Origin of the sequence: Sodalis sp. RH20, assembly GCF_047324205.1 — a bacterium.
Classification (GTDB): domain Bacteria; phylum Pseudomonadota; class Gammaproteobacteria; order Enterobacterales; family Enterobacteriaceae; genus Acerihabitans.
In genome coordinates, this window is record NZ_CP178733.1 from 5,467,491 (window position 1) to 5,483,597 (window position 16,107).

Genomic DNA, 16,107 nt, shown 5'->3' on the forward strand with positions numbered 1-16,107 from the left:
TTAATAAGAGTGAAAACCTATGAGTCTGACTTTTGTCAGTGAGCAATTACTCGCGGCCAACAACCTGAGTCACGAAGATCTTTTTTCGCTGTTAGGCCAGATGAGCGAACGTCGTTTGGATTATGCCGATCTCTATTTCCAATCCAGCTACCACGAGTCCTGGGTGATTGAGGACGGCATCATCAAAGATGGATCCTATAACATTGACCAGGGTGTCGGCGTGCGTGCGGTCAGCGGGGAAAAAACCGGCTTCGCCTATGCCGATCAGCTCACCCTTAACGCGTTGCAATTAAGCGTCAACGCGGCGCGCAGCATTGTCAGCGAGCAGGGCAACGGCCGGGTGCATACCCTGGGCGAAGTTCCTTATAAATCCCTCTATACGCAGCGTGATCCGCTTAACAGCCTGCCGCGTGAAGAGAAAATCGCCTTATTGCATCGGGTGGATAAAGTCGCGCGCGCCGCCGACCCCCGGGTGCAGGAAGTGAATGCCAGCCTGTCCGGCGTGTATGAACAGATCCTGGTGGCGGCCAGCGACGGTACCCTGGCGGCGGATGTGCGCCCGCTGGTGCGCCTGTCCATCAGCGTTCAGGTTGAGCAGGACGGCAAACGCGAGCGTGGTTCCAGCGGCGGCGGCGGCCGTTTTGGTTATGACTTTTTCCTTGAGAGCGTCGACGGCGACGTGCGTGCCGACAGCTGGGCGCGGGAAGCGGTGCGCATGGCGTTGGTTAATCTGTCCGCCGTGGCGGCGCCGGCCGGTGCCATGCCGGTGGTGCTGGGCGCCGGCTGGCCTGGCGTGCTGCTGCATGAAGCGGTGGGCCACGGACTGGAAGGCGATTTTAACCGTCGCGGCAGCTCGGTGTTCAGCGGACAGATGGACCAATTGGTGGCCTCGCCGTTATGCACCGTGGTGGATGACGGCACGCTGGCCGGCCTGCGCGGTTCGCTTGCCATTGATGACGAAGGGGTGCCCGGACAATATAATATGCTGATCGAAAACGGCATTCTCAAAGGGTATATGCAGGATAAGCTCAATGCCAGGCTGATGGGCGTAGCGCCCACCGGCAACGGCCGGCGCGAGTCCTACGCGCATTTGCCGATGCCGCGCATGACCAACACCTATATGCTGGCCGGTCAGTCCACGCCCGAGGAGATTATCGCCAGCGTCGAATATGGCCTGTATGCGCCCAACTTCGGCGGCGGCCAGGTGGATATCACCTCCGGCAAATTTGTTTTCTCCACGTCCGAGGCCTATCTGATCGAAAACGGCCGGGTAACCCATCCGGTTAAAGGCGCGACCCTGATCGGTTCCGGCATCGAGGCGATGCAGAAAATCTCCATGGTCGGCAATGACCTGGCGCTGGATAAAGGGGTCGGCGTGTGCGGCAAGGAAGGCCAGAGCGTGCCGGTCGGCGTCGGCCAGCCCACGCTTAAGCTCGACAATATCACCGTCGGCGGCACCGCCTGAGTCCTGCCCCGCCGGGATATCAGAACATGGTATCCTGGCGGAACGCCTGGTAGACCGCCGTGACATTGTTAAAGTATTCATGCATGGCGTTGATGCACACCTGCACCTTCAGCGGCAATTTATCCTTCTGGGTATACACCGCATACACCGGCCGCGGGTCGGAAAGATAGCGATTGAATAAAATCTCCACATTGCCCTGCTTTATCTCATCCAGAACCCACATGATCGGCACATAGGCGATGCCGGCGCCGGCGGTCAGCCAGCGGATCAGCGTCTGTGAGTCGTTGGTGGCGAAACGGCCCTGCGGCGCCAGATGCAGGGTGATGCCCTCCGGGGCCACCAGCTCGAATTCGCTGTCCGGCCTGACGTCATACTCCAGCCAGGAAAAATTAGCCATGTCGCTGGGCTTTTCCGGCGTGCCGTGGGCGGCCAGGTAGCTTTTGGCGGCGCAAACCACCATCGGCATGGCGCCGAGACGGCGTGAAAAAAGACTGGAATCCTGCAGCGCGCCCACCCGCACCACCAGATCCAAGCCGTCGGCGATCAAATCCGGCGCCGGTATGCCGGTTACCAGGTTTACCGACAGTCCCGGATATTCCTTCAGCATATCGGCGGTGATGGTCGCCAGGACGTTATGGGCCATGGTGGACGAACTGCCGACGCGCAGCGTGCCGATCGGGGTATTGTTAAAAGCGTAGAGCTGCTCATGCACCTCCTGGAACTCCAGTAGCATACGGCGGCAGCCCTGATAATAAATCTTGCCGGCCTCGGTCAGGCCCAGGCTGCGGGTGCTGCGGTTAAGCAGTTTTACCTGCAGTTCGTTTTCCAGTTTCGCCACGGTCTGGCTGATGGACGATACGCTCATCTGCAGTTGCCGGGCGGCGGAGGTAAACGAGCCGCCTTCCACCACCTTGGCGAATACCATCATACGTTTCAGTCTTTCCATTGTTAAGCCTGAGTGAAAAGTGATTTAGATCACATAATATTGAAAATGCCAGTCAGTAAAGGCTACTATATACCCGTCGGTTCATCTGATCGCGCATTGCCGCCCCTGTTTTGCAGATGTCTTTATTGCTTTGAAATAAACAGTAACATTGTGGGGGCGTTTTCGCCACACGGTCTCAGTGCGTTTTATCCGCCGGGAATAACCCTCGATCACCTTCCTGAGTTCTATACTTAGCCGCGTTAACATCCGCGAATGCCGCCCATGGCCGTGAGGAAGGATGCCGTGGCGGGCGGGACGCGTTTGGGGTTGCCGGCAACGGTCAAACGGGAAAAGGTAAGGAAAATGTCATGAGTTTGCTGCCGGTTATGGTGATATTCGGCCTGTCGTTTCCCCCGGTGTTTTTTGAGCTGCTGGTGTCGATGGCCGTGTTCATGCTGCTGCGTCGCCTATTGCAGCCGACGGGCATTTACGATTTCGTCTGGCATCCGGCCTTGTTTAATACCGCATTGTATTGCTGCGTGTTTTATCTGATTTCGTGTCTTTTTGTTTGAGGTCGCTGTGAAAACTGTTGCAATAAAAATAATCAGGATTGCGATTACTCTGCTGTTGGTACTGATTGCCGCCGTCGCTATTTTCCGGGCATGGACGTTCTATACCGAATCGCCCTGGACGCGGGATGCCAAATTCACCGCCGATGTGGTGGCGATTTCGCCCGATGTCAGCGGCCTGCTTACCGAGGTGCGGGTGAGCGATAACCAACTGGTGAAGCAGGGACAGGTGCTGTTCGTGGTCGATCAGCCGCGCTACCAGCAGGCGCTGGACGAAGCGCAGGCCGATGTGGATTATTACCAGGCCCTGGTGGCCGAGAAACGTCGCGAGGCGGGACGCCGGCTGCGGCTGGGCACCAATGCCATGTCCCAGGAAGCCATCGATCAGTCCAGCAATGATTTGACCACCGTCGGCCACCAGTTGGCGAAAGCGGTGGCGGTCAGGGATCTGGCGAAAATCGACCTGGAGCGCACCACGGTGCGCGCCCCCGCCGAGGGCTGGATAACCAACCTGAATGTCCATGCCGGTGAATTTATTACCCGCGGCGCGGTATCGGTGGCGCTGGTGAAACGCAATTCGTTCTACCTGCTGGCCTATATGGAAGAAACCAAACTGGAAAAAGTGCGTCCGGGCTTTCGTGTGGAAATCACGCCGCTGGGCAGCAATCTGGTGCTCTACGGCACGGTGGACAGCATTGCCGCCGGGGTGACCAACAGCAGCAGCGCCGTGGATGCCAAGGGCATGGCGACCGTGGACTCCAACCTGGAATGGGTGCGGCTGGCGCAGCGGGTACCGGTTAAAATCCGCCTCGACGCGCAGCAGGGAGATCTTTATCCGGCCGGCACCACCGCGACGGTGGTGATCACCGGCAGTAAGGATCGCGACCGGCGCGAGCTGTCGCCGATGATGCAGCTGATGCATCGCCTGCGCGAGTTCGGCTAAACGGATGGCCCGATAATGTTGCAACTGCTGGCGCCGATATTTTTCCGCTGCCGTTTTGCGGTCAAGCTCACCTTTGCCATTCTGCTGGCGTTGTTCCTGGGCTTTCATTTCCAGTTGGAAACGCCGCGCTGGTCGGTGCTGACCGCCGCCATCGTGGCCGCCGGCCCGGCCTTTGCCGCCGGCGGCGAGCCTTTTGCAGGCGCTATCCGCCATCGCGGCATGCTGCGCATCATCGGCACCTTTATCGGCTGCGCCGGGGCGCTGGTGATTATTACCCTCACCATCCGCGCCCCGGTGGTGATGCTGCTGTTAAGCTGTATCTGGGCCGGCGCCTGCATGTGGATCTCCACGGTGGTGCGGGTACAGAATTCCTATGCCCTGGGCCTGGCCGGATACACCGCGCTGATTATTATCGTCAGTATCCAAAGCCAGCCCCAGGTGACGCCGCAGTTTGCCGTTGAGCGCTGCAGCGAAATCGTGCTGGGTATCGTCTGCGCCATCCTGGCGGATATCCTGTTTTCGCCCCGCTCGATAAAACAGGATATCGACCGGGCGGTGGACCAGCTACTGCTGGATCAGTACCGGCTGCTGCTATTGTGCCTTAACGGCGCGGCGAAAGAAGAGGTGGATAAAGCCTGGGGCGATCTGGTGAAATTTACCACCGCCCTCGACGGCATGCGCGTCAACCTGATGATGGAATCCTCGCGCTGGCAGCGCTGCAACCGGCGCCTGCGCGCGATCAATACCCTGTCGCTGACCCTGATTACCCAGGCCTGCGAAGCCTTCCTGATCTTGCAGGTGCGCCCTGAGTTTATCGCGCCGCATCTGCGGCTGCTGTTAAACGAGCCGGTGGACACCGTGGGGGATATCCATAAGCGCATGAAGCTGATGCGCCAGGTCATCGCCGCCACGCCCGCCCGCGATACCCCGCAGGTCCTGTATACCTGGGTGGGCGCGGCAACCCGGTTTTTGCTGCTGGCGAAAGGGGTAAAGAGCAACGCGCGTATCAGCAAAATTGAGGAGCAGGTGCTGGTCGATCAGGTGATCATTTCGGCCCCCTCCGCCGAACGGCATCACGCCATGATTAACGGACTGCGCACCGGCGTCGCCACCGCGCTGGGCTGCCTGTTCTGGCTTTGGACCGGCTGGACGTCCGGCAGCAGCTGCATGGTGATGATTGCCGTGGTGACGTCGCTGGCCATGCGCTTGCCCAACCCCTGGATGGTCTGCAAGGATTTTATGATCGGCATGTCGGCGGCGCTGCCCATCGGCGCGCTGTATTATATGGTGATCATGCCCGCCACCCAGCAAAGTCTGCTGTTGCTGTGCATTGCGCTGGGGGTACTGGCGTTTATCATCGGCATCGAGGTGCAAAAGCGGCGCCTCGGCACGCTCGGCACCCTGGCGGGGACCATCAATGTGCTGGTGCTGGCCAATCCCATGAGCTTTTCCATTAACACCTTCCTCGACAGCGCCATCGGCCAGATTATCGGCTGCGGCCTGGCGACGCTGGTGATCCTGCTCATCCGGGACGGTTCCAAGGCGCGCATCGGCCGGGTATTGCTGAACCGCTTTGTGTACGGCGCGGTATCGGCCCTGTCCACCAACAAGGCGCGGCGCCAGGAAAATCATCTGCCGGCGCTGTATCAGCAGCTGTTCCAGCTACTGACGCTATTCCCTGTGGATATCGCCAAATACCGCCTGGCGCTGACGCTTATCATTATCCACCAGCGACTGCGCCTGGCGGATATTCCGGCCAATGCCGATCTCTCGGCGTACCATCGCCAGATCCGCGCCACCGCCGACCGGGTGCTGGTCGCCCGCAGCGACATCCGCCGCCGGAAACATTTCGATCAATTACTGGCGGAATTGCGTATTTATCATGACAAACTGCTTCATTACCAGGCCACGCCCGATATTACCGAATCCGTGCAGCGCCTGACCGACACCCTGGTCCGCTACCGTCACGCGCTCAGCGATTAACCCGCCGGGGCGGCTTTTCCCCGTACCCGGCTGCCCATCCCGCAACCAGCATCTATACTTAAACCATATTTCTTACGCCGCGGCGCGTCCGGGAGCCGGTATCCTGCGGCGGCCGGGGCGTTACACCGCAACTGCACGCCGTCCCGCGACGGGAGGCATAAAAGGGGAGGATAACAATGAGCGAGCACTTACACCTACAGGACCACCCGCTGTTCAAGACCGGCTATCTGGTCAACGGCGAATGGCTGGGCGCTCAGGACACCTTTGAGGTCGTGAATCCGGCCACCGGCCAGCTTATCGCCAACGTGGCCAAAAGCGGCAAACGGGAAACCGAGGCCGCCATCGCCGCCGCCGACGCGGCGTTCCCCGCCTGGCGCGCCAAAACCGCCAAGGAACGTTCTGAAATCCTGTACCGCTGGTACGGCCTGATTATGGAGAACCAGGCGTATCTGGCGCGGCTGATGACGGCGGAACAGGGAAAACCGGTTAAGGAAGCGCAGGGCGAAGTCGCCTATGCCGCAAGCTTTATCCAATGGTTCGCCGAGCAGGCCAAGCGCGTTAACGGCGAGATCATCCCACCGGCCAAAGCGCATTCCCGGATTTTCGCCACCCGCGAACCGGTGGGCGTGGTGGCGGCCATTACGCCGTGGAACTTTCCGCTGGCCATGCTGACGCGCAAGCTTGGGCCGGCGCTGGCGGCGGGCTGTACCGCGCTGATAAAACCGGCCAACAATACGCCGCTGTCCGCCTTCGCCCTGCTGGCGCTGGCGCAGCAGGCCGGCGTGCCGCCAGGGGTGGTTAACGGCGTGGCGGGGGACACCCACGCCATCAGCGACGCCATTATGGCGAGCGACCGCGTGCGCAAGGTGACCTTTACCGGTTCCACCGCGGTGGGCAAGACGCTGATGCGCAACGCCGCCGACACTATGAAAAAGATCTCCATGGAACTGGGCGGCAACGCGCCGTATATTGTGTTTGACGATGCGGATATCGACGCCGCGGTAAAGGGCGCCATCGCCAATAAATTCCGCAACGCCGGCCAGGTATGCGTCAGCGTGAACCGTTTTTATATCCAGTCCGGCGTCTACGACGAATTTGTTTCCCGCCTGGCGCGCGAGGTGGAGCGGTTAAAGGTGGGTAACGGCATGGAGCAGGACGTGGTGGTCGGGCCGTTGATTAACCGCGCCGGCCTGGAAAAAGCGCAGGAGCACGTCGCCGACGCGTTGGCCAAAGGCGGACGGGCGGTTACCGGCGGCAAGCCGCATCAGCTCGGGGGTAATTTTTTCCAGCCTACGGTTATCAGGGACGCCAGTGAGGAGATGAAGCTGGCGCATGAGGAAACCTTCGGTCCCGTGGCGGCGTGTTTCCGCTTTGACACCGAGGAGGAAGTGATCGAACGCGCCAATAATACGCCGTTCGGTCTGGCGGCCTATTTCTATACGCAAAACCTGCAGCGCGTATTCCGCGTGTCCGCCCGGCTGGAAAGCGGCATGGTGGGCGTAAATGAATGCGCGGTATCGACCGAGGTGGCGCCGTTTGGCGGCGTCAAGGAATCCGGACTGGGCCGGGAAGGTTCCGTGCTTGGCATGGACGATTACCTGGAAGTGAAAACGCTGCATCTTGGCGGCTTATGATTAATTTTTTGCGCCGCCACTTTTACACCATGACCGGTAATCGTTGTGTGGCATACTGACGGAGCGATGGGCAACATAAAATTAACAACCTGCAGTGCGGAGAAAGCTTGATGGGGAAAGTATCCTTTGATTTTAACCAGATACCCGATCTGCCGGCCTTTTACCGTGATTTTGGCCGTCAGTTCTCCCTGAGCGAGCCGTGCGCCGCCAATCTGGATGATTTATGGCAAACCGTTACCAGCCGGCTGCCGCTGCCGGTGGAAATAGAGTTCGTGCATCTTAATGCTTCAAAAAAACGCCGTTTCGGCGCGTTGATCCTCTTGTTTGACGAGGCGGAAGAGGAGCTGGACGGCCGGCTGCGCTTTAACCTGCGCTGACGCCGGCTTATTTATCGCCGGCGACGGTACGCAGGTATTGGAAAATCTGGCGGGAGGTCTTGGCGGGTTTGTTGGCCGCTTTCTCCTTTTGCGCATTACGCACCAGCGAACGCAACTGCTGCCTGTCCGCCTCGGGATACAGCGCCATCACTTCCTCCACCACGTCGTCGCCCTGATCTATCAGGCGGTCGCGCAGGTTTTCCAGCTTATGGAACAGGGTGATTTGCTGGTTGTGACGGTTTTTCAGCTTATCCAGCGCCTGCTGGATGGGCTCGGGATCGCGTGCGCGCAGCATCTTGCCAATCAGCTGGATCTGGCGGCGGAGCCCCTCTTTTTTGATGCGCTGCGCCAGTTCTATGGCGGCGAGCAGGTCATCGTCCAGCGGGATTTTTTCCAATGCGTTCTTGCCAAGATCGACCAGTTCGACGCCAAGTTCCTTCAGGGCTTCGGCATCGCGTTTGATTTCGCTTTTGCTGACCCAGATAATCTCGTCGTCGTCTTCTTCGGCGGGCTGCGCCGCGGGCTGTTCGTCTTGCCAGTCTTCCGGTAATTTACTCATGATACGGTTCCTCAAAAAGAGGCTAATCCTAACAGGTTGCGCGTGAGGATCCACGCCCTTATTTTACCGCACCTTCGGTGATGCCATGAATAAATCTGCGTTGAAACAGTAAAAATACCGCCACCAGGGGCAATATGGCGATGGTGGCGCCCGCCATCAGCACCGGAATATTGATGGTATTGCGATTCTGGAAAAACATCATGCCGATAGGCAAGGTGCGCAGCTCTTCTTTATTCACCAGGATCAGGGGAATGAGGAACTCGTTCCAGGTCCAGATAAACAGTAGCAGGGCCAGGGTGGACAAGGTGGGCACAATGGCCGGGACCAGCAGGCCGCACAAGATTTTCCAGCGGCTCGCCCCGTCCATTACCGCCGCTTCCAGTAACTCTTTCGGCACCTGTGAAAAGGCGCTGGCCACCATCAGGGTGGTAAAAGGAATCGACATCGCCACCTGCGGCAGTATTAACGCCAGATAATTATTATTCAGCCCGATCCAGTGGATCTCATGATACAGCGGGATAATATAGGCTTCCGACGGCAGCACCATGCCGATGGCCAGCAGGAATGCGATAAATTTTTTCGCCGGCAGCCGCAAAAATGCGAAGGCGAAACCGGAGGGAATACCCGCCAGCAGGCTGATGATAATCACCGGGAATACCACCAGCACGGAATTGGTAAAATAAATCTGGAAATGACCGTCGCGCCAGGCGGAAATGTAGTTGGCAAAACTGAGGCCGGAGGGCAGGGTAAATACCCCCTGGAACAGTTCCGTTTGTGTTTTGAACGAGGTTAACAACGCCAGGGCGAACGGCAGGATGGTAATGAGGGCAAACAGCCACAACAAGCCTCGCGTATACAATGGAATACCGCGCATTAGCGTCGCTCCCGAATAGCAAAGTGAATCAATCCGTTGATAATAAAAACCAGTCCCATACCGACAATCGCCACCGCCGAGGCATAACCGAAATGGCGTAAATCAAACCCCTGCTGGAACATATAAATATTGGTCACCAGGGTAGAGGTGCCGGGACCGCCGCGCGTCATTACATACACCAGATCGAAGGCCTTGATGCCGGCAATCACCGTCAGCAGCAGCGCGACGCGAATTTCCGGCAGTAATGACGGCAGGGTGATGCGCATGAATTTTTGCCGATGGGACGATCCTTCCAGCTCGGCGGCTTCCAGCAACGACGGGTCCATACGCTGGATGCCTGCCATAAACAGCACCAGGCAGAAACCAAAGAAATACCAGGTGGCCACCATGCCCACCGCCGCCAGCGCCCAGTCGAAATCGCCCAGCCAGGCGCGGGCCAGGCGCGGCAGCCCGATGGCGCGCAACAGCTGATCGATCGGGCCGAACGCCGGGTTATACAGCCAGCGCCAAACGACGCCGAGCACCGCCATCGGCATGATATACGGCAGGAAAAACAGGATGCGCAGCAAACTGCGCTCGGCTGGACGGGCGTCGCTTAGGAAACTGCATAATGCCAGGCCGATGATAACCGGAAATAACGTGTAAAACAGCAGCAGCAGGGCGTTATTGCCGATGGAGATCCAGAACACGGGGTCGAGCAGCATGCGGATATAATTGCCAAGGCCGATGAAGACCGGCCATGAGGTGCCGTCCCATTCGGTCAGGCTGGCCCAAAAGGTGATCAGCAGGGGTATCAATAAAAACACTGAGTAGATAAGCAGCGAGGGCAAAATGTACAGCATATTTTGCAAACTGGACTTATTAAACATTGATACGCCTCTTGATGCGAAATAAAAGGAGCCGCCGTCCCGGCCCGCGTTATGCCCGCGCACCGGAGCGGCGTCCTGGGGTTAATGCGTTAGCGTCTTGATGTATTGCTGATAGTTCTCATCGAGTTTGTCGGTTAACTGCTGCGGGCTCTCCTTGCCCGCCAGCAACAGCTGCACATGCTCTTGCAGCGCGTTGATCATGGTGGGGGTGGCCCAGTCGATATAATGGCCCAGGCCGTCATAGTCGCTGACCTTGATCCAGACTCGGTAGATCTCGGCCAATAACGGGTTATCAGCCGGAATTTTGGCGTTTTTATCGGCGCTGGCCGGCAGGAAACCCGCCTTCAGCCAGGCCTCGGCCATGTGGTCGGAGACCAGGTAATTGATGAATTTGGCCGCGATATCACGCTGCTGCTGGGTCTTGGCGGTGGAGGTAATAGAGAACGGCAAATCGGTGCCGCCCACCATCAGCGGTGATGTCACGCCGGGAAACGGCGGCAGGTCGGCGAAGTGGATATCTTTGTTTTCCTGGAGCTGCCCCATGTACCAGGTGCCGCTGATAAAAAAGGCCGCCTGGCCGTTTTGGAACAGCGTGGCGGCGTCATCGTTGCCGATGCCCTGGTAGCCGGGGAAGAAATACCCCTTGTCCGCCCAGGTTTTCATTAACGTGGCGGCCTTTAACAGTTTCGCATCATGGAACGTGCCGCCTTTGCCATAGATCAGATCGTCAAGGGGTTTTCGATCCTTGCTGTCGATTTGATCCTGCCAGAGCATCATCAGCAAATGGGGCCCGCCGTTGCTGTCAAGCAATCCCATCATCATGGGCGCGATGCCTTGCTGCTGTAGTTTTGGCAGGGCCGCCTCAAACTCGTCCATATTTTTCGGCACCGCGACGCCCGCCTGATCAAGCAATTTCTTGTTGTAATACAAGCCGACCATTTCCCCGAGGCTGGCCACCCCATACAGATGCCCTTCGCCGAAGTCATTATGATCCGACCACCGGTTGCGTTTTAGAATGGAGGCGGGGAAGCGCTGCTCCCAATGATAGGTTTTGGCGTAATCATCCAGTGAATAGAGCAGTTTTTCATGTACCAACGCGCCCATATCGCCGCCGCCCTGATTAACCTGCGCCACCTGCGGGCCTTCGCCGGAGGTCAGCGACAGCTTCAGCGGGATGCGCGTATCGGCGGAGGCATGGACGGAACGATCGAGCTTAAGACCGGGATTTTGCTGCTCAAACTGCGTAACGGTTTGTTTCATCAACGCATCCTGGGCGGGGTAGTTCCATACATCCCAGGTGGTGAGGGTTTGCGCCTGCGCGCCGCTGAGAGCGCAGAGACCGAGCAGGCTTCCCGCCAGCGCCAGCTTGATGCGATGGAGGAAAAGTCCGTCTGCGCGGTAAGAAGACCGGCGGTAAGTAGTGACTAAATAGGACATGGTGGTTTTGACCTCCATCACAGGATAATAAGCCCATTGCGCCGGGGAGAAAACGACATGGATTCACCGGCGGAAAACGGCTGACAGGTTCTCCTTTAATACTTACTTTATGGTAAAAATAAAGTCAATGTTCTTTTGTTTATCGCCGGTCCGGCGCGGATACAGGATAAAAGAACTGGCTAAAGAATGAATTCAAGGACAATCGAGAGATAAAACAATCAGGAGACAGCATAACGGATCTCTATACCGAAAAGTAAAGGGTTCATTTTTTTGTTTTGTATTTCATTAAGTTATTTATCGCTCTATCATTTTATCTTATAGTTTAGCGCCCTGATGGCGCGGTATTTTCAGCGGTAAAATCCTAAACCGATGATTATGCATCATTAAAGATATTCACCCAGCAAGCGGTCATCACTTTTCTGTCTGGTGGCGTTGATATTGCGATTGCCGTCATTTTTTTGAACCATATAATATAATTATTATAACTTGCGAACTAAGTATGTTTTCCTTAGTGTATTAATCCTTATTCCTGGGAACGCAATGGAGACCGGTTGTTATGTCCTCTTCCCCATTTTTGATCAGGCAGGCCGCGGAGCGCGATCGCGCCGCGCTGTCTGAGATCTGCCTGAAAACCGCGAATGCCGGCACGGACGCCAGTGCGCTTTACAGCGATCCGGCTTATCCCGGGCTGCGTTTCGTGATGCCGTACGCCATTTTTGAACCGGAACTGGCGTTTGTTCTGGAGGAAAACGGCCATATCCTCGGGTATGTCGTCGCCGCGCGCGATACCGCGGCGTTCGAGCAGCGGCTGCAGCGCGACTGGTGGCCGGGGCTTAGGGAAAAACTGGCCGATCGCCGGGCGCTGTTGCCGCTCGATGAAGGCGTGCTGGATTTTATTCGCCAGCCGCAGAGCAAGGAAGCCGGCCTGCTCGAGCAGTATCCGGCGCACCTGCATATCAATATCCTGCCGCAGGCCCAGGGCGGCGGCCAGGGACGGCGGATGATTGAAACGGAGCTGGAGGCGCTGCGGCGCGCCGGCGTTTCAGGCGTTCACCTCGGCGTGAGCCTGAAGAATGAACCCGTCTGCGCGTTTTATGAACGGCTCGGGTTCCGGTTGTTGCACCGGAGCCAGGCCATCTATATGGGACAAATACTGTAAACGGGGACATAGATGGCCAACGTAGAGCTTCGGGGGATAAAAAAATCCTATGACAAAATCAATGTTATCCACGGCATCGATCTGCAGATCCACAGCGGCGAATTTGTGGTATTTGTCGGTCCCTCCGGCTGCGGTAAATCGACCCTGCTGCGGATGATTGCCGGTCTGGAGGAAATATCAGGCGGAACCCTGAGCGTCGATGGCCAGGATATTACCCACAGCGCGCCGACCGATCGCGGCATCGCCATGGTATTCCAGTCTTATGCGTTGTATCCCAATATGACGGTTCGCGGTAACCTGCGCTATCCGCTGGAGGTGGCGAAATACAGTAAACGGGATATTGAACAGCAAGTGAACAGCACCGCCGCGGTGCTGCATCTTACCGAGTTCCTCGATCGTTTACCCCGCGCCCTGTCCGGCGGCCAGCGCCAGCGGGTGGCCATCGGCCGGGCGATTATCCGTAAGCCGCGCATCTTCCTGTTTGACGAGCCGCTATCGAACCTTGACGCCGAGCTGCGCCTGAAAATGCGTATCGAAATTGCCCGCCTGCATGAAAAGCTGGGCAATACAATGATTTATGTTACGCACGATCAGCTGGAAGCGATGACGCTGGCCGATCGTATCGTCGTGCTGCGCCAGGGCCGCATTGAACAGGTGGGCGCCCCCCTCGAGTTGTATCATGATCCGGATAATATCTTTGTCGCCGGATTTATCGGCTCGCCGAAAATCAATTTTCTACCGGCCACGGTGGTGGGCAGTGAACCGGGCTGGGCGCGCCTGGCGGTCCCCGAGCTAGGGTTGGATCACCTGGTGGTACGGGTGAGCGGCGCGCTGGCCCGGGATCGTCCGGTTACCTTGGGCATCAGGCCGGAGCATTTCCTGGCCGCTGAAGGGGCGGAGGTGCGGTTTAGCGGCGTGCTGGATTTTGCCGAGCGGCTGGGCCATACCAATTACCTGTATTTGCATACCGGGCGGGACGAAGCGTTGGTGATTGAACAGCGGGCGCTGACCGCTATTAGCAACGGGGAAACACTGACCCTGGGCATCGATGCGGCAAAATGTCTTCTGTTCAGCGAATCCGGTGAGCGGATCCGCTAAACAGGCTAGGCATCCTCGTCCGCGGACGAGGCTATCGCATCGATCAGCCCGTTGACCGCAAATCCCGCCGCCCCCAGCGCCCACATGCGGCTGGAGTCCGTCAGGTAGCGCAGCGGGATCACCTGCGGCGTGAGTTTGAGCCGGTATTGCTGAAAATGCGTCATGATTTGATCAAGCAGGATGCGCGAGGCCATCTGCGGCTCCATCGCCAGGTACACCACGTCCGGATCGAACGCGATCGACAGGTTGGCCAGCGAAATGCCGATGTGCCGTCCGGCGGCGGTGAGGATATCTACCACCTGGTGCGACGGCCAGCCGTCCACCTCCTGCAGGCTGCGCGGCGGGCCATTTTCCGGCAACGTGGCGGCGATACTGTTTAATATCGCTCTGGAGGATGCCACTTCCTCAAGAAGCGCCGCCGACCCGTCGCCGACCAGCGCGTTGCCAATTTCACCGGCGTTGCCGTGCCGGCCGCGATAAAGCTGGCGTTCGAGAATAATGCCGGCGCCGATCCCTTTACCATAAGTGGCGATGATGGCCGATTGCGCGTCGCCCAGCTGACCAAACACCAGGGAAGCCAGCGCCATGGCGTTGGCGTCATTTTCGATATAAACCGGTATGGCGAAACGCTCGGATAACAGGCCGGCGATGGGGACATGGTTCCAGTCCAGTACCTTGGAACGAATGCACACCCCGCTGAGGGGGTCCACTATCCCGGAGATGGCCAGGCCGATCGCGCCCACTTTGCTGGTTTCCACCGATTTAAGGAATTTCGCCAGCGCGTCGCCGAGCTGTTTCGGCGTTAGCGCGCCGGTCGGCATCTGCTGTTCGCCGATCAGCTTGCCGACTAAATCAGTCATGACGATCACATTGCGCTCGGCGTTGAGCTGTACGCCCACCACCGAGGCATAGGCGGGATCGATACCCAGCAAGATCTTGGGCCGCCCCATGGATTCCCGGCGCAGTCCGAGTTCATGGATAATCCCTTTCGATAATAACCGATTGGTCGCCTGTGAAACCGTGGACATGCTCAGGCCGCTGCGAACCTTCAGGTCGGATTGACTGATAGGCGAGTGTTCGACGATCAGGCGTAAAATGCGTGGCGATACGGTCGGCGCGCTCATAGCTGGGCTGTTTTATCCTTGTGACGACGATAACGGGTGCGCCGGCCGGGCCTGGACGTAAGGTCCGGCGCCGCCGGCCAGGCGCAGCGCGCCGTCCAGGGCGTCCGCGCAGGGTGCGACAATATGCTGGCGCCAGCGGGGGTGCAACCAGGGCAATACCGGCTGTGAAATACCGCCCATCAGGGCAATCCGCGGCGAGCCGGCGTCCACCAGACAGGCTAGCATCAGATCGATCTCCAGTGCCAGTTGGCGCACCAAATGAACGCCGTTCGGATCGCCGCACCGGGCGGAATCAAAGATGCGCGGGGCAAACGCCGCCCAGTCATGGGGGCCGGCGGACTGGGCCCAGTGCAACATGACCTCGGGCGAATGATCGAAATCCGCCATCAGGGCCTGCGTTAATGCGGACGCCGGCAGGATGCCCTCATGGGCCTGCAATGTGCGGCGCAGCGCGTGACGTCCCAGGATGGCGCCCGAGCCCTGGTCTCCCAGGCTAAAGCCCCAGCCGCCGATAGAATGGAACCGGCTGCCGTCATACGCCGTGGCCTGGCTGCCGGTGCCGGTAATCAGCACCGCGCCGGGGCGGCCCTGATGAGCGCCAAGACAGGCGATTTCCACGTCGGAGGCAATATGCCGGGCCGCGAACGGCATTGGCCAGCTTTCCGCCAGTTCCCTGACGCGCTGCACATTGGCGCCGGCAAAACCGAACCCCGCCCGCGCGCCGGCCTGTTCCGCCAACGGCAGGCCGGCAAGGCGAAAGGCCTCGGCCACCAGCGCCAGCGACGTGGCCAGGGCTTGCGCCGGAGCGCTGAAAATATTGGCCGCCCCGCCCCGGCACTCCGCCAGCAGGCGGCCCTGACTATCGATCAGGCGCACGCGGCACGCCGTGCCGCCGCCATCTACGCCCACATAAAAATTTGCTTGCAACGTTCCCCTCCTTTTGGCTCTTGATGACATGAATTGCCGCCAGGGACGCTGTGGAACTGACGTGTCGAGCGGAAAAGATAGGGTAAAAAAACATAAATCGCAATAATGAAAAAAATATCACATTCTTTTATTTTAATAAATTATTAAATTTCAATGCAATATCC

General features: G+C 58.4%; 15 protein-coding genes. 8 read left to right on the top strand and 7 right to left on the bottom strand.

Annotated elements, in window-relative coordinates:
• The first annotated feature begins 19 nt into the window (after positions 1-19).
• The gene (tldD, locus tag ACL2XM_RS24970; protein ID WP_413721543.1) at positions 20-1,465 is read left to right on the top strand and encodes a metalloprotease TldD; all 1,446 of its coding nucleotides are present in this window, start codon (positions 20-22) and stop codon (positions 1,463-1,465) included.
• A 19-nt stretch (positions 1,466-1,484) separates the two neighbouring features.
• Here the strand turns inward: tldD and aaeR are convergent, their stop codons facing one another.
• Positions 1,485-2,411, bottom strand: coding sequence for an HTH-type transcriptional activator AaeR (gene aaeR, locus ACL2XM_RS24975; RefSeq protein WP_410013325.1), 927 nt, complete (start codon positions 2,409-2,411; stop codon positions 1,485-1,487).
• 347 nt (positions 2,412-2,758) lie between these two features.
• On the opposite strand from aaeR, the gene aaeX reads away from it, so the two are divergent.
• From aaeX to ACL2XM_RS25000, 5 genes are all read left to right on the top strand, one after another.
• Positions 2,759-2,962 (top strand): p-hydroxybenzoic acid efflux pump operon protein AaeX, encoded by a 204-nt coding sequence (gene aaeX / locus ACL2XM_RS24980; RefSeq protein ID WP_413721542.1) that lies wholly within the window; start codon positions 2,759-2,761, stop codon positions 2,960-2,962.
• Positions 2,963-2,969: 7 nt separating this feature from the next.
• The gene (gene aaeA, locus ACL2XM_RS24985; protein WP_413731866.1) at positions 2,970-3,902 is read left to right on the top strand and encodes a p-hydroxybenzoic acid efflux pump subunit AaeA; all 933 of its coding nucleotides are present in this window, start codon (positions 2,970-2,972) and stop codon (positions 3,900-3,902) included.
• A 15-nt stretch (positions 3,903-3,917) separates the two neighbouring features.
• A complete protein-coding gene (gene aaeB, locus ACL2XM_RS24990) occupies positions 3,918-5,885 on the top strand; it encodes a p-hydroxybenzoic acid efflux pump subunit AaeB (protein ID WP_413727612.1) in 1,968 nt (655 codons plus the stop codon).
• A gap of 176 nt (positions 5,886-6,061) precedes the next feature.
• Positions 6,062-7,519 carry an NAD-dependent succinate-semialdehyde dehydrogenase gene (locus ACL2XM_RS24995; protein ID WP_413727613.1) on the top strand — a complete coding sequence of 486 codons (1,458 nt, stop codon included), beginning with the start codon at positions 6,062-6,064 and terminating at the stop codon, positions 7,517-7,519.
• 110 nt (positions 7,520-7,629) lie between these two features.
• Positions 7,630-7,896, top strand: a complete 267-nt coding sequence (locus ACL2XM_RS25000) for a hypothetical protein (protein ID WP_410013330.1) — start codon at positions 7,630-7,632, stop codon at positions 7,894-7,896.
• A 7-nt stretch (positions 7,897-7,903) separates the two neighbouring features.
• On the opposite strand, the gene yjgA is transcribed toward ACL2XM_RS25000, so the two are convergent.
• The 4 genes from yjgA to ACL2XM_RS25020 form a co-directional block, all read right to left on the bottom strand.
• Positions 7,904-8,455, bottom strand: coding sequence for a ribosome biogenesis factor YjgA (gene yjgA / locus ACL2XM_RS25005; RefSeq protein ID WP_413731868.1), 552 nt, complete (start codon positions 8,453-8,455; stop codon positions 7,904-7,906).
• Between the two features lie 58 nt (positions 8,456-8,513).
• Positions 8,514-9,329, bottom strand: coding sequence for a carbohydrate ABC transporter permease (locus ACL2XM_RS25010; protein WP_410013332.1), 816 nt, complete (start codon positions 9,327-9,329; stop codon positions 8,514-8,516).
• The gene (locus ACL2XM_RS25015) at positions 9,329-10,198 is read right to left on the bottom strand and encodes a carbohydrate ABC transporter permease (RefSeq protein ID WP_413731870.1); all 870 of its coding nucleotides are present in this window, start codon (positions 10,196-10,198) and stop codon (positions 9,329-9,331) included. Before ACL2XM_RS25015 ends, ACL2XM_RS25010 begins: the two co-directional genes overlap by 1 nt.
• Before the next feature lie 81 nt (positions 10,199-10,279).
• Entirely contained in the window at positions 10,280-11,635 is a 1,356-nt protein-coding gene (locus ACL2XM_RS25020) for an extracellular solute-binding protein (RefSeq protein WP_413731871.1), read from the bottom strand.
• A 556-nt stretch (positions 11,636-12,191) separates the two neighbouring features.
• Here ACL2XM_RS25020 and ACL2XM_RS25025 point away from each other — a divergent pair.
• Entirely contained in the window at positions 12,192-12,794 is a 603-nt protein-coding gene (locus ACL2XM_RS25025; RefSeq protein WP_410013335.1) for a GNAT family N-acetyltransferase, read from the top strand.
• A 12-nt stretch (positions 12,795-12,806) separates the two neighbouring features.
• On the top strand, positions 12,807-13,892 hold the full coding sequence (locus ACL2XM_RS25030) for an ABC transporter ATP-binding protein (protein ID WP_413721535.1): 1,086 nt from the start codon (positions 12,807-12,809) through the stop codon (positions 13,890-13,892).
• 5 nt (positions 13,893-13,897) lie between these two features.
• Here the strand turns inward: ACL2XM_RS25030 and ACL2XM_RS25035 are convergent, their stop codons facing one another.
• Together ACL2XM_RS25035 and ACL2XM_RS25040 are read right to left on the bottom strand one after the other, a co-directional pair.
• Complete coding sequence (locus tag ACL2XM_RS25035) at positions 13,898-15,016, bottom strand: ROK family protein (protein ID WP_413721534.1); 1,119 nt, start codon at positions 15,014-15,016, stop codon at positions 13,898-13,900.
• Between the two features lie 12 nt (positions 15,017-15,028).
• Positions 15,029-15,943 carry a BadF/BadG/BcrA/BcrD ATPase family protein gene (locus tag ACL2XM_RS25040; protein ID WP_410013338.1) on the bottom strand — a complete coding sequence of 305 codons (915 nt, stop codon included), beginning with the start codon at positions 15,941-15,943 and terminating at the stop codon, positions 15,029-15,031.
• Between the last annotated feature and the right edge of the window lie 164 nt (positions 15,944-16,107).

Bases quoted from the DNA above. Each gene is read 5' to 3' on its own strand.
- tldD (WP_413721543.1), top strand. From the start codon at position 20: ATGAGTCTGACTTTTGTCAGTGAGCAATTACTCGCGGCCAACAACCTG.
- aaeR (WP_410013325.1), bottom strand. From the start codon at position 2,411: ATGGAAAGACTGAAACGTATGATGGTATTCGCCAAGGTGGTGGAAGGC.
- aaeX (WP_413721542.1), top strand. From the start codon at position 2,759: ATGAGTTTGCTGCCGGTTATGGTGATATTCGGCCTGTCGTTTCCCCCG.
- aaeB (WP_413727612.1), top strand. From the start codon at position 3,918: ATGTTGCAACTGCTGGCGCCGATATTTTTCCGCTGCCGTTTTGCGGTC.
- ACL2XM_RS24995 (WP_413727613.1), top strand. From the start codon at position 6,062: ATGAGCGAGCACTTACACCTACAGGACCACCCGCTGTTCAAGACCGGC.
- ACL2XM_RS25000 (WP_410013330.1), top strand. From the start codon at position 7,630: ATGGGGAAAGTATCCTTTGATTTTAACCAGATACCCGATCTGCCGGCC.
- yjgA (WP_413731868.1), bottom strand. From the start codon at position 8,455: ATGAGTAAATTACCGGAAGACTGGCAAGACGAACAGCCCGCGGCGCAG.
- ACL2XM_RS25010 (WP_410013332.1), bottom strand. From the start codon at position 9,329: ATGCGCGGTATTCCATTGTATACGCGAGGCTTGTTGTGGCTGTTTGCC.
- ACL2XM_RS25015 (WP_413731870.1), bottom strand. From the start codon at position 10,198: ATGTTTAATAAGTCCAGTTTGCAAAATATGCTGTACATTTTGCCCTCG.
- ACL2XM_RS25020 (WP_413731871.1), bottom strand. From the start codon at position 11,635: ATGTCCTATTTAGTCACTACTTACCGCCGGTCTTCTTACCGCGCAGAC.
- ACL2XM_RS25025 (WP_410013335.1), top strand. From the start codon at position 12,192: ATGTCCTCTTCCCCATTTTTGATCAGGCAGGCCGCGGAGCGCGATCGC.
- ACL2XM_RS25030 (WP_413721535.1), top strand. From the start codon at position 12,807: ATGGCCAACGTAGAGCTTCGGGGGATAAAAAAATCCTATGACAAAATC.
- ACL2XM_RS25035 (WP_413721534.1), bottom strand. From the start codon at position 15,016: ATGAGCGCGCCGACCGTATCGCCACGCATTTTACGCCTGATCGTCGAA.